Source organism: Flavobacterium kayseriense (assembly GCF_014305095.1).
GTDB classification, from domain to species: Bacteria; Bacteroidota; Bacteroidia; order Flavobacteriales; family Flavobacteriaceae; genus Flavobacterium; species Flavobacterium kayseriense.
On sequence record NZ_JACRUI010000002.1, the window covers coordinates 412,748 to 425,952 of the forward strand.

The 13,205-nt window shown below is 32.3% G+C and carries 11 protein-coding genes and 2 tRNA genes; 9 read left to right on the plus strand and 4 right to left on the minus strand.

Annotated features, from left to right (window positions below; translation table 11 throughout):
• The first annotated feature begins 12 nt into the window (after positions 1-12).
• The 9 genes from H8R22_RS08165 (at position 13) to H8R22_RS08205 (ending at position 11,388) form a co-directional block, all read left to right on the plus strand.
• Positions 13-912, plus strand: a complete 900-nt coding sequence (locus H8R22_RS08165; RefSeq protein ID WP_187009965.1) for a DMT family transporter — start codon at positions 13-15, stop codon at positions 910-912.
• Positions 913-998: 86 nt separating this feature from the next.
• Positions 999-1,358 carry a DoxX family protein gene (locus tag H8R22_RS08170; RefSeq protein WP_187009966.1) on the plus strand — a complete coding sequence of 120 codons (360 nt, stop codon included), beginning with the start codon at positions 999-1,001 and terminating at the stop codon, positions 1,356-1,358.
• Positions 1,359-1,630: 272 nt separating this feature from the next.
• Positions 1,631-1,909, plus strand: a complete 279-nt coding sequence (locus H8R22_RS08175; RefSeq protein WP_187009967.1) for a DUF2805 domain-containing protein — start codon at positions 1,631-1,633, stop codon at positions 1,907-1,909.
• A gap of 119 nt (positions 1,910-2,028) precedes the next feature.
• Complete coding sequence (locus tag H8R22_RS08180; RefSeq protein WP_187009968.1) at positions 2,029-3,888, plus strand: M61 family metallopeptidase; 1,860 nt, start codon at positions 2,029-2,031, stop codon at positions 3,886-3,888.
• Between the two features lie 117 nt (positions 3,889-4,005).
• The gene (locus H8R22_RS08185; protein ID WP_187009969.1) at positions 4,006-4,716 is read left to right on the plus strand and encodes a DUF4369 domain-containing protein; all 711 of its coding nucleotides are present in this window, start codon (positions 4,006-4,008) and stop codon (positions 4,714-4,716) included.
• 163 nt (positions 4,717-4,879) lie between these two features.
• Positions 4,880-8,935 (plus strand): response regulator, encoded by a 4,056-nt coding sequence (locus H8R22_RS08190; protein ID WP_187009970.1) that lies wholly within the window; start codon positions 4,880-4,882, stop codon positions 8,933-8,935.
• Positions 8,920-9,744, plus strand: a complete 825-nt coding sequence (locus tag H8R22_RS08195) for a CheR family methyltransferase (protein ID WP_225876003.1) — start codon at positions 8,920-8,922, stop codon at positions 9,742-9,744. The genes H8R22_RS08190 and H8R22_RS08195 overlap by 16 nt, the downstream gene beginning before the upstream one ends.
• Positions 9,744-10,304, plus strand: a complete 561-nt coding sequence (locus H8R22_RS08200) for a chemotaxis protein CheB (protein ID WP_187009971.1) — start codon at positions 9,744-9,746, stop codon at positions 10,302-10,304. Before H8R22_RS08195 ends, H8R22_RS08200 begins: the two co-directional genes overlap by 1 nt.
• Positions 10,291-11,388 (plus strand): sensor histidine kinase, encoded by a 1,098-nt coding sequence (locus H8R22_RS08205; protein WP_187009972.1) that lies wholly within the window; start codon positions 10,291-10,293, stop codon positions 11,386-11,388. The genes H8R22_RS08200 and H8R22_RS08205 overlap by 14 nt, the downstream gene beginning before the upstream one ends.
• A gap of 104 nt (positions 11,389-11,492) precedes the next feature.
• On the opposite strand, the gene H8R22_RS08210 is transcribed toward H8R22_RS08205, so the two are convergent.
• The 4 genes from H8R22_RS08210 to H8R22_RS08225 all read right to left on the minus strand — a co-directional run bounded on the left by H8R22_RS08210 (position 11,493) and on the right by H8R22_RS08225 (position 13,164).
• Positions 11,493-11,566 (minus strand) — tRNA-Thr (locus H8R22_RS08210).
• A 160-nt stretch (positions 11,567-11,726) separates the two neighbouring features.
• A tRNA-Thr gene (locus H8R22_RS08215) sits at positions 11,727-11,800 on the minus strand.
• A gap of 78 nt (positions 11,801-11,878) precedes the next feature.
• On the minus strand, positions 11,879-12,145 hold the full coding sequence (locus H8R22_RS08220) for a hypothetical protein (RefSeq protein ID WP_166136440.1): 267 nt from the start codon (positions 12,143-12,145) through the stop codon (positions 11,879-11,881).
• Between the two features lie 56 nt (positions 12,146-12,201).
• On the minus strand, positions 12,202-13,164 hold the full coding sequence (locus H8R22_RS08225; protein ID WP_187009973.1) for a type I phosphomannose isomerase catalytic subunit: 963 nt from the start codon (positions 13,162-13,164) through the stop codon (positions 12,202-12,204).
• Positions 13,165-13,205: the final 41 nt, after the last annotated feature.

Below are 13,205 nucleotides of genomic sequence, written 5' to 3' on the forward strand. Positions count from 1 at the left end.
AAAAATAAAAAAATGGTTAAAAATAATGTCTTAAAAGGCGTTTTCTTGGTAGGTTTAGGTGCAACGACTTATGGTATGCTTGCTACATTTGTAAAAATGGCATACACAGAAAATTATACAACTGCAGAGGTAACTACCTCTCAATTTATACTTGGTATCATAGGAATATTGCTGATTAATTTATTCCAAAAAATAAAAAATAAAAACACAGCAACAAAGGCATCTTCGCGCAATATATTTCAGCTTATGCTAGCCGGAACTTCTTTAGGAATGACTAGTGTGTTTTATTATTTAGCAGTGAAATACATTCCTGTATCTATAGGAATCGTGCTTTTGATGCAAACGGTTTGGATGGGTGTCCTTTTAGAGATGATTCTAGAGAAAAAATTACCTTCTAAACAAAAAGTTATTTCGGTTTTTATTGTTCTAATTGGAACTGTTTTGGCAACAAACTTAATCAACAATGAGATTCAATTAGATTGGCATGGCATCATGTGGGGAATGCTCGCTGCAGCATCCTTTACTACTACTATGTTTACAGCAAATAGTGTAGCTACTAATATCTCTTCGGCACAGAGAAGTTTATATATGCTTTTGGGAGGTGCAATAATCGTGTTTGGCTTTTCGATAGCAACTCAAGTAACTCCATTTAACTATGCAATCTTCGCAAAGTGGGGAATCATTTTAGCCTTATTTGGTACAATCATCCCTCCTATGTTAATGAATGCTGGTTTTCCGTTAACCGGAATTGGTTTAGGAAGTATTGTATCAGCTTTAGAGCTACCTGTTTCCGTAATGATGGCGTATGTGCTTTTAAACGAAGATGTAAATATTACACAATGGTTAGGTATTTTATTAATTATCATTGCCATTGTAATCATGAATATTAATTGGAAAAAGAGTAAAAACTAAATTAATTCATACGCTTGTACGGATTTTAAACAAGTGCTTTGTTAATTTATCCTTACTTTAGCTAGGCAAACTAAAAATACAATTGAATGATTTTACCTTGGCATCTCTATTTAATGGCAGTAATTTATATTGTCGCAGGATTAAATCACTTTAGAAACCCTAGATTGTATTTAAAAATAATTCCTCCGTATTTACCTAATCCAAAAGCGCTTAACACGATCAGTGGTCTCGCTGAAATTATTTTAGGAATCGCATTAATAATTACTCCACTTAGCAGCATTGCTGCATGGGGTATAATAGCCTTATTGGTAGCTGTGTTTCCAACGCATGTCTACATGTATCAAAATCCAAAAGCGAGAATGGGATTACCTGTATGGGCGCTACTTTTACGAATGCCGCTACAACTATTACTTATGTATTGGGCTTATCAGTATACTTTTTTGTAGTTATTTTTATTCAAATGAGATGAAGGTTCTGACGTAAATGCAGTGTTTTGCATTACATAATTTACTATGTAAGGTATTCTTATCAAGGTATAGACAGGACAATAGTAAACCCTACGGCATAAAAAACAGTAGAATTCAAAAAAACTTTTTTTAAAAATAAAAAAAAAGTGAGTTTTGATACGAAGTCCTATTTTTTTTTATTAATATTGGTACCTTATTGACAAGCATTTACATTATTAATTATAAAACCTATTTGAATTAATTTTCACGTGATGAAAAAGAGTAACCGCAAAGAACTGACCTGGGATCAAACAGAAAAACTTGTTACACTAGCTCTAGAAGAGAAAAATCCTTTTGAGATTATTAAAAAAGAATTTGGACTAGCCGAAAAAGAAGTTCTGGAAATCATGAAAAAAAAGATGCCAGCTGAAAAATTTGAGATGTGGAAGAAAAAAGCTGCAGCCAATAAGCCTAAACCAAAACCAGTTAAAATTGATGATTTTGATGAAGATTTGGATGGTAAATATTACATCAAAAATAAACTAGACTAATCATATACAAACACTCTTATTCAAGAGTGTTTTTTTTTAACCCATTTCCTTTGAAACTACCTCACGATTGTAACTTTTATTAACCTTTGCAGTCTAATCCCTAAACCAATTCTATAAAAATGAAAAGAATATTTTATACCCTTGCACTACTACCCTTCTTTTGGAGTTGTAAACCAGTTAGTTCTTTAAGTTCTACTCAAAAACAAGAGGTTCGCGTTGCAATAAATTTAAATGAAATAAAAGACGACAAAGTGCTTGTTACTGTACAAGCTCCCTCTATAGGCACAGATGAAATCACTTACCATATACCTAAAACAGTACCTGGCACCTACTCTGAGGATAATTACGGAAGGTTTATAGATGATTTAAAAGCTTTCGATAAAAAAGGAAATCTTCTTTCTGTTAAAAAAACTGATGAAAACTCGTGGTCGATCGCTAATGCAAAAACATTAGAAAAAATCACCTATCTAGTTAATGATTCCTTTGACACAGAAAAAGGAGGGAATTTTGGAGGCGATGATGTGTTTTCTCCTGCAGGATCAAATATATTGGTTGGAGAAAACATTATGTTAAACACACATTGCTTCGTAGGTTATTTTACCAATTTCATGACAACACCTTATAATGTTACTATCTCGCATCCGGAGACATTATGGGGTAGCACATCTATGACTGACCAAGATCCAAGTACTACTTTAGACACTTTTATTACTTCACGTTATGCTGAGTTAGTCGAAAATCCAATCATGTACTCTAAGCCTGACTACACTACTTTTAATGTAGATGGAATGGATATACTTATTAGTATTTACTCCCCTACAGGAAAATTTACTGCGGAGAGTATTACTCCAGAAATGAAGACTATGATGACTGCCCAAAAAACATTTTTAGGCAAAATAAATGCAACAAAAAAATACAGTGTTTTATTGTACTTATCTACTTTAACCGAGGAAGATGCAAAAGGCTTTGGCGCTCTAGAACATCCTACTGTTACTACTGTGGTGTTGCCAGAAATAATGCCAAAAGAGGAATTAGTTAAATCTATGATGGACGTCGTATCACACGAGTTCTTCCACATCGTTACGCCATTAAGTATTCACTCTAAAGAGATTCAAGACTTTGATTATAACGATCCTAAAATGTCAGAACATTTATGGATGTATGAAGGAGTTACTGAATATTTTGCCAATCTTTTTCAAATTAACCAAGGTTTAATTGATGAGGAAGACTATTATGGCAGACTTTCTGATCAAATAGAGCGAGCAAATGCTATGAATGATACTATGTCGTTTACAAAAATGAGTGCAAACGTATTAGAGCAGCCTTATAAGGATCAATACATTAATGTATATCAAAAAGGGGCACTTATTGGAATGTGTATTGATATTATAATCAGAGAAAAAAGCAATGGAGAAAAAGGAATTCTTGATCTGATGCAAAAACTATCTACTGAATTTGGAGTTTCTAAAGCGTTTAATGACAACGAACTTTTTGATAGAATAACGACACTAACCTATCCTGAAGTAGGTGAATTTTTAAAGACCTACGTGGCCGGGACAACGCCAATTCCTTATGATTTTTATCTTGCAAAAGTAGGAGTAACTACTTCAAATATCAAATCACCTGCGTCTATCTTCCTTAAAGGACAAGTACCATACATAACCGTAAATCAAGAAACCAAAGAGATCATTGTTATTCCTAATATAGAGCTAAATGCGTTTTTTACAGGGTTAGATTTAAAAGGTGGTGACATAATCGAATCGATTAATGAAAAACCGTATAACTTAGACAACATTTATGACCTGATTAGTGAAAGTCAAAAGTGGAAAGAGAAAAGTAATATCACAGTAAACATTAAACGAAATGGTGTTTCAAAGATCATTAAAGGCCTAGTGAGTCTCCCGTTTGAAGAGAAACAATCGCTTACAGCTACTGATGCTAGTAAAGCAAGTCTTAGAGAGGCTTGGTTGAAAAACTAGTTCAAAACCTTCTAATCCCAATTTAAATTAAATTGGGATTTTTTTTCTTAAATAACCCTTGAAGAGTATCATCTCTTTCCAACTATTTTCTTTATTTTGCAGCAAAATTTAGAACCAATGAAAAAAACTTTTCTCGCACTAGTTACACTAGCGCTAATTACATCTTGCAACAAAACAGAGTCAAACACTAATCTACATATTAGTGGGAATATAAAAGGACTTAAAAAAGGAACATTGTACATCCAACGTGTTGTTGACACTGTATTAGTACCTATTGATACTATTTCTATTGATGGGAATTCTAATTTTAAAAGTGATCTAAATTTAGAATCTCCTGAAATGCTTTATCTATTTCTAGATAGAGGAGTTACTAATTCTCTAGATAATAATTTGATGTTTTTTGCAGAGCCTGGCAATATGACAGTAGAGACAAATCTTGACTCGTATTTAATGTCTGCAAAAGTAACTGGTTCTACAAATCATGATTTATTCGAAGAGTATAAAAAAATCAGCAATCGTTTTAAGGATAAAAACTTAACTTTAATTGAGCAAAAATTCAAAGCCATTAAAAGACAAAATGCAGCAGCAATCGATAGTTTAACACAAAAACAAGATTCAAACACAAAAAGAAGCTATCTATTTGCAACCAATTTTGCTATAAATCATAGAGAATATGAAATTGCACCTTATATCGCCTTGGCTGAAATTTATGATATTAATGTAAAATATTTAGATACTATTCAAAAATCAATGACACCAAAGGTGGCAAAATCGCTTTACGGAAAAAAACTTACAACATATATTGCGAACATTAAGAAACAAGAATAATAATAGACCAATACTTTGTAAAGAGCATTTCAAAAAATTGAAATGCTCTTTTTTTGTGCTCTCATTCTCCAAAAACACCTTCAAAAACTGAGAGATTAAAACATAAAAACTATTAAGTGATAAAAAAATTAAATATATTAGCTACTTAACCTACTTGATTGATATGTGGAAAAATTTACCCTTCAAAAATCAGATTATATTAATTTTACTAATTCCAATATCTGGATTACTCTATTTTACTGTCTCTAACTTAAATATAACTTACAGAAACTATTTAAGGTTAGAACACAGTCTTGAAAACCTAGAAATTATAGCCTATTTATCTAAGACTAAAACCCTAATTAATGACGAAAGAGCACTTTATGAGTACTCAAAAGTCAACTCTAATATAGTAGAAGAATATACTAAAAAATTAGAACAAGTAAATAATCGCTTATCTCAGTTCGAATCAAATGATACCACTGTCATAAAAAACATCAATCTAATCAATTCATTTTTTAATAAGATAAGCGCACTAAGGACTGAAAACACAACTTCCTTGCCTGCAACCTATAAAAATTATTATGAAATAAATTTAATTCTAGATAATTTAATAGAAAGAGAAATCATTAACTGTGATGATACTGAACTTGCCAAACTTGCTAGTAATTTAAAATGCTACATTGAAGCGAAAGCAGCTACGAATTTAATGCGAGGTACTGTTTTGGATAAAATTACGCAAAACAGTAGCGATACGGCTCTAGTTTACTACTTTGAAAATGCGAAGCATTTAAGTTACAATTCGAATTACAAATTAGCGATTTTGAACAATAACGGAATCAATAATGAAATTCTAAATTACAAAAACAGTAAGGAATTCAAAACTTTCGCAGCAACTGCGAATCTAATTATGGCTTCTCAATTAAATTTATCAGCAACAGCTTGGTGGCAAACTTCGACTGCAGTAAATAACAAATTAAAGGAACTTAGAGATGAGAAAGTAGAAAACATCATTCAATTTGCACAAGAGCAGAAAAAATCTATTTTCATAAATACAATCCTAACAGTAGTTTTACTATTGTCCTTACTACTAATTACAATCATTTTAGTTTATTATTTAATTAAAAATACAGCAACTGCCTTAAACATAATTTCGAATTCAATTAAAAAAATTGCTTTAGGAAATATTAACCGCCAATTTATGCTGTCTGGAAATGAAGAATTCAGCGCAATTAATGCATCATTACAAGACCTAAGCAAAGGTATAAAGGAACAAATAGATTTGTCGACTACAATTAGTAATGGCGTTTTTGGTAAAACTGTCGCTCTACGCAGCAAATCAGATGTTTTAAATAGATCGCTTAACACGATGTCTTTAGACCTAAAAAAATACAGCGATGAAGAAAAAGAAAATAATCTCCTAAAAAAGAATATCATTGAAGTAAACAAAATCATACTGGATTCTAAAACTTTAGCCGATTTTGGCGCAAATCTTTGTCGAGTATTAACAGCACAAACTAGAGGATGTCAAGCAACTCTTTATTTGACTGATTACATAGAACACAAAGACCAGTTAATTAACATCGCTAGTTACGCAGGAAATAAAAATATTCCTCAACTAATAAAAATTGGGGAAGGATTAGTTGGTGAAGTAGCAAAAAGTAATGTGCAGCAATGTCTAAATGATTTGAATAAAGAGTATTCCTATTTATCTTCATCACTAGGAAAATCAGCAATCTATAATATTTTAATAACTCCAATTGCTTATCAAAATAAAGTCATTGGTGTAATCGAAATAGGATCTCTCGAATACTTTAACCATATAGACCAAACCTTATTAAACACACTACAGGAAAACATAGGTAGTGCGATCGAGGTATTTATTAGAAACGAAGAGCTTAAAGCATCTGTTGAAGAAATAAATCGCAAAAACAGCATTTTATTAGTACAAGAGGAAGAGCTCAGGCAAAACAATGAGGAATTGAATAAGCACTCCATGCTTTTACAGCAATCAGAAGAAGAATTAAAAAATCAAGCCGCTGAGCTAGAGCAAACAAACGCTTATTTAGAAGAAAAAGGTCGTGAACTTGAGAACAAAAATTACGAAATAGAGAAAAAAAATGAGGAATTAATTGTAGCACAAGAAAAGTTAAATATTAAATCAGAGGAAATAGCGAAAGCTAGTTCTTATAAATCAGAATTTCTGGCAAACATGTCACATGAACTTAGGACACCCTTAAACAGTATTCTAATTTTATCAGACTTATTAAAAGACAATACCGCTGGTAACCTGAGTAACTCACAAATCGAAAATTTATCTGTAATCAATTCTTCTGGAAAAGACCTTTTAAACCTAATCACAGATATTTTAGATATCTCTAAGATAGAAGCGGGAAAAGTAGAACTTTATCCTGAAGAAACTGTCGTAGAAAGAATTTTCTCGGATATGGATAGCCTGTTCCGAGTTCAGATGGAAAAAAAGCAAATAACATTCAATACCGTCATCGCAGATGATTGTCCAAGAGCTATCTATACTGATATTGGAAAAACGGAACAGATTCTTAAGAATTTTCTATCTAACGCTTTAAAGTTTACACCAGATAGTGGAGTGGTCACGATGACTTTTAGTCAACCCGATAAAAATTTTAAATACACCTCTAGCTCTCTTGCATTATTGGCGCCAGATCAAATTATGGCAATCCAAATTCAAGATAGTGGCATCGGTATATCCGAAGAAAACAAGAAAAAACTCTTTCAAAGTTTTCAGCAAGCTGATAGTTCAACTAGCCGAAAATATGGAGGAACTGGCCTTGGATTATATATTTCTAAGCAATTAGCATTTTTGATGGGAGGGGAAGTTTATTTTGATAGTAATCTGAACCAAGGAAGTACCTTTGGCGTGTTACTTCCTGCAAGAATAGAGGAAATAGACATTGAAAGTAATGAAACAGTTGTCAATTCAAAAATAAGTAGCAAATCAATCGAAAGTGAATATCCAAATCCATTAGAAGAATATGTTGATCTCTCTGCCACTATCGATGATGACCGAAATAAAGCAGGCCTAGACGACAAAACTATTCTAATTATTGAAGATGACCCCTCATTTGCCGAAGTCCTGTTTCAAGTAGCCCATAACAATGGTTTTAAAGCAATCATTGCACACCAAGGTGAAACTGGATTTCAGTATGCTAAGAAGTACAATCCAAAGGCGATAATCTTAGATATGAAATTACCAGGAGTAGACGGATGGACGGTTTTAAAATGGCTTAAAGACGATAAAGATCTTCAGCATATTCCAGTGCATGTCATGTCAGGAATGAAGAGAGAGAAACTAGCAAAAGAAATGGGAGCTTTCGACTTTTTAGTTAAACCAATTACACCTGAAAAGCTAAAATCAGCATTTGAATCTATAGACAACCAAATAAATAAGGTCTTCAAAAAAATATTAGTATTGGAGGATGATGAAAACTTAAACTATTCAATCAAACAACTACTTCATTCAAATGACAACAATATCATTTGCTTGCAAGCCTATTCCCGCTCTGAAGCAGAGGAAATATTGAAGAATGACGATATAGACTGTGCCATCATAGATTTAGGACTTCCAGACTCTGACAATATTAAAGCAGTTTCAGACCTGAAAAACAAATCCAAAAATAAGAACATAAAGATCATAATTAATACGGGGAAATCATTAACTGAACAAGAGCAGTTAGAACTAGAGAAAAGTGTAGATAGCATCATCATTAAAACAAACAATGCAACGGAACGTTTAAAAGATGAACTAATGTTGTTTTTAAATAAAATCGAAACGACAGCAGAAACTGCTTATAGGACTGCTCCTAATCTAGCGGGAGGAGAAGTTCTTAACAATAAAAACATATTGATTGTTGACGACGATATTAGAAATATTTACGCCTTATCTGCCGCGCTTACTAGTAAAGGCGCTATAATAACAACTGCGTTTAATGGCCTAGAAGCTCTTGATGCGTTAGAAAGTAATCCGAATACTGACATCGTTTTAATGGATATAATGATGCCTGAAATGGACGGCTTTGAAGCGACAAGAAAAATAAGAGAGAATGTTCGATGGAAAAAGATACCAATCATAGCTTTAACAGCTAAGGCAATGAAGGGAGATCGTGACGAGATTATCAAAGCAGGAGCATCAGATTATCAATCTAAACCTATTGATATTCAGAAGCTTATTTCATTAATCAGTATATGGATTTACAAATGATTTATCTAACTGACTTACAGGAATTACTTTTTATGATAAAAAAGCAATTTGACTATGATTTCTCCAACTATTCTAAAGCATCGATGCTCCGCAGGGTAAATCGCTTCATGGAAATAAATGGCATTAGATCCAACATGGAATTAAAGTACGAATTAATAAATAATCCTGTAATTTTTAAAAACTTCATTGATGAAATTGTAGTTAATGTTAGTGAGTTTTTTAGAGACCCTAGCTTTTATAAATCATTAGTCCATAATGTTTTCCCTTATCTAGACAGCTATCCAAATATTAACATTTGGAGCGCTGGATGCTCATTTGGTGAAGAAACCTACTCCGTAAATATTTTACTAAAGGAAAACAATCTCATTCACAAGACTAGATTATACGCAACAGACATAAGTCCTAATGCTATTGAAAAATCTCGCAAAGGAATATATTCTATTACTAATTTTAAAGAATATTCTAAAAACTATTTTGAATGTGGAGGTCAAAACTCTTTGAACGATTATTTCGTATCTGATGAAAAGGATTCTATAATTAATTCAGAGTTAAAAGAAAATATTTTATTTACAAATCATAATCTTGTTACCGATGGCGTCTTTAAGGAATGTCAATTGATATTGTGTCGCAACGTATTGATTTACTTTGACAATGAATTACAAAATAAAGTATTAAAACTATTTTATGATAGTTTACCTATTCATGGTTTTTTAGTTTTAGGAAAAAAAGAATCTTTACGTTTTAGTGTTGTGTATGAGAATTTTAAAGAAATAGATCGAAATGAAAAAATTTATCAAAAAATACGATAATGAATGATGTAATTCTAATAGGCGGGTCAGCTGGCGCTTTTGATTGTATACTAACGATTTTAAAAGGGTTAGACAAATCAATAGATACTCCGATAGTAATTGTATTGCATCGGCTAAAAAATGCTGAATCCATTTTTGAAGCTATTTTACAAAGTAACACACACTACCGCGTTAAAGAAATTGAAAATAATGATCCACTTCAAAAAGGAATACTCTACACGGTACCATCGGATTATCATGTTTTACTAGAATCAGACTTATCAATTTCGTTAGATGTATCTGAGGCCGTAAATTATAGCCGACCTTCAATAGACGTAATTTTTGAATCTTTTTCTCTTATTTTAAAAGAGAGATGCTTAGCTATCCTATTATCAGGATCTAATAATGACGGAGCGACAGGTTTAAAAATTATAGCAGAAAATCATGGTACAACCGTAATTCAAGACTGTACAGAAGCTGACTATGATAATATGCCAAATGCGGCAAAAAAAATATACAAATACCACTTAGAATTAAATACTATAAACATAATAAAACTACTTAATAATGAGTACAAATAAAAAAAAGCATACTTTATTATTGATAGACGATAAGCCTGCCAATCTTATCTCTTTAAAAAGTATGCTAGTTAATGACAACCGAGATATAATAACCTGTTTATCAGCAAGCGAAGGTTTGCAAATATTACTAAGAGAGAAAATATCATTAATATTAGTAGACGTACAAATGCCAGAAATGGATGGCTATGAATTTGTAGAAATAATAAAACAACATCCTAATACATCTAATATCCCTACCATATTTGTTACAGCAATAAGTGATGAACCCAAGCATATTAACAAAGCGTATGAACTTGGTGCTGTAGATTTTCTGTTTAAACCACTTGTTACTGAAGTAACCCGTAAAAAAGTGGATTCTTTTTTAAAAATATGGGATTATGATCAGGAATTAAAAAAAGTAAATGACCAACTTATTCAAAAAAACAAGGAATTAGAACAATTTGCGAATATTATTGCACACGATTTAAAAACACCCTTAGGAAATATAAAATCATTGATCGAGTTTATTGAGGAAGACCATATTTTAGAATTAAAGGAAGGAGCATCAGACTTGTTTGAGATGGTTAAGACATCAGCTAGCTCTATGTCAAAATTAATTGATGATCTTTTGTACTATTCTAAAAATGTTGAGAACACAGAGGGAAAGATGAATTTGCAGATACGCTCAGAAGTAGATGCGGTTTTAAAATTAATTCTGATTGATGACGAAGTGCTTATTGATAAAATTAATTTAGATCACCACATAAAGTTTCAGCCAATTGCTTTCAAACAAATAATTCAGAATTTAATTTCAAATGCTATCAAATACAACGACAAAGAGGTAACCAAAATAACTATTAGTTTCTCTGAAGAAGATAGCGCTATCACAATTAAAGATAACGGTCCAGGTATTCCTGCTGGCCAAGAAGACAAAGTATTTGATATGTTTTACACTTTAGGGCATTCATCAAGAGCTGATTCAAGTACAGGAATAGGATTGAATCTCGTGAAAAAGTTAGCAGAACGAAATGATTCTACAGTGCATTTTAGAAGTGATCTATTAGAAGGAGCAGAAGCTGTAATCTCAAATATAACCCTAGCTTAAAACAAGCATTTTTATATAAAATCGAAAGTAACGAAGAGCTACTTCCTTTTTTATAGACTTAAATTAAAAAAACCACTTAACTTTGTTAAGTGGTTTTTTTTATGAGCCGGCGGAGGGACTCGAACCCACGACCTGCTGATTACAAATCAGCTGCTCTAGCCAACTGAGCTACGCTGGCGTCTCATTTCGGATGCAAATATACAGATGAATTTTAATTCTCCAAACTAAAAACTTATTTTATTTTAGAATCTTTTACTGATTCAAAAAAATATTATAAATCCTTACTTTTTAACTTAAAATAAAAAACCACCTAACAAAAGTTAGATGGTTTTACGATGAGCCGGCGGAGGGACTCGAACCCACGACCTGCTGATTACAAATCAGCTGCTCTAGCCAACTGAGCTACGCTGGCGTCTCATTACGGGTGCAAATATACAGATGAATTCGTCTTTTCCAAAACAAATCTGCTATTTTTTATCGTTTTTTTTGATTACAATTCATTGATTTTAGCAATCAATTGATTTGCAGTTTGTTCCAATTCAACATTGATTTGTTTGAAATGTGCTTTTTTGTTTTCAACGTTTTTTGCATTCACTTTTGTGATCAAAACGTCAAAAGCTGCGATAGCCTCATCAATTAAATTGTTAGTTTCAGTTGTTGGTTTTCCTGTAGTAGAAATTTCAAACAAGTAAACCGCTTCAATGATATCACCTAAAACGTAGTTTATGTCTTTTTTTAAATTCTTAACGTTTGCCATTTTTTTTAAATTTTAATTTGCGTCTGCAAAAGTACATATAATCTTTCTATTAGCGACTATGAAATGTAAATTTCTAAAATTGAAGCTTTTCCATTTAACTCATATTCGCGAATTGCTGCAGGTAGTAAAACTGTATCTCCTTTTTTATAGTTGTAAACAATCCCCTCATAGGTAATTGTAAATGTCCCATCTACACACATATACACTGTGAATGTGTCTCCTGTCTTTTTTACCGGTAAAGTACCTGATAAAGGAACGAAATTGGTTGTAAAGTAAGGACAATCAATTACTACATTTGCCTCATTAACCTCCTTTGTATAGGAGGTAAGCGCTTTTACCTTTTCATAATTAATAGCTTCTAATGCTTGATCAACATGTAATTCTCTTTTATTACCCTGCGCATCTCTTCGGTCGAAGTCATACAATCGGTATGTGACATCTGATGTTTGCTGAATCTCAGCGATAACCAAACCGGCACCTATTGCATGCACAGTCCCTGTATCTAAAAAGAACACATCTCCTTCTTTAACTACTATTTCATCGAGAAGCGACGACAAGTTTCCATCGTTTAGATACCGCACACATTCTCCAGCATTAGAATTTTTTTTAAAACCAACAATAACCTTAGAACCAGCATCAGCCTGCATAACGTACCACATCTCTGTTTTACCTAAAGAATTATGTCTTTTCTTAGCTAATTCATCATTAGGATGAACTTGAATAGATAAATCTTCCTTAGCATCGAGAAATTTAAATAGAAGTGGAAATTGAACACCAAATTTTTCATAAACAACACCGCCTAAAATTTCGTTAGGATTTTCATTTACTAAATCAGCTAATGATCTCCCGCTTAAAACACCATTAGAAACTATGCTCACAGATCCTTCCACACCTGATAGTTCCCAACTTTCACCTGTAGTTTTGGATTTGATAGGTTTATGAAGTATTGTCTTCAGTTTTTCTCCACCCCATATTCGTTCTTTGAATATAGGTTCAAACTGTAGAGGGTATAATTTCATTATTAATCTTTTTACAATTATCTTTTATTAATAAAACTTAG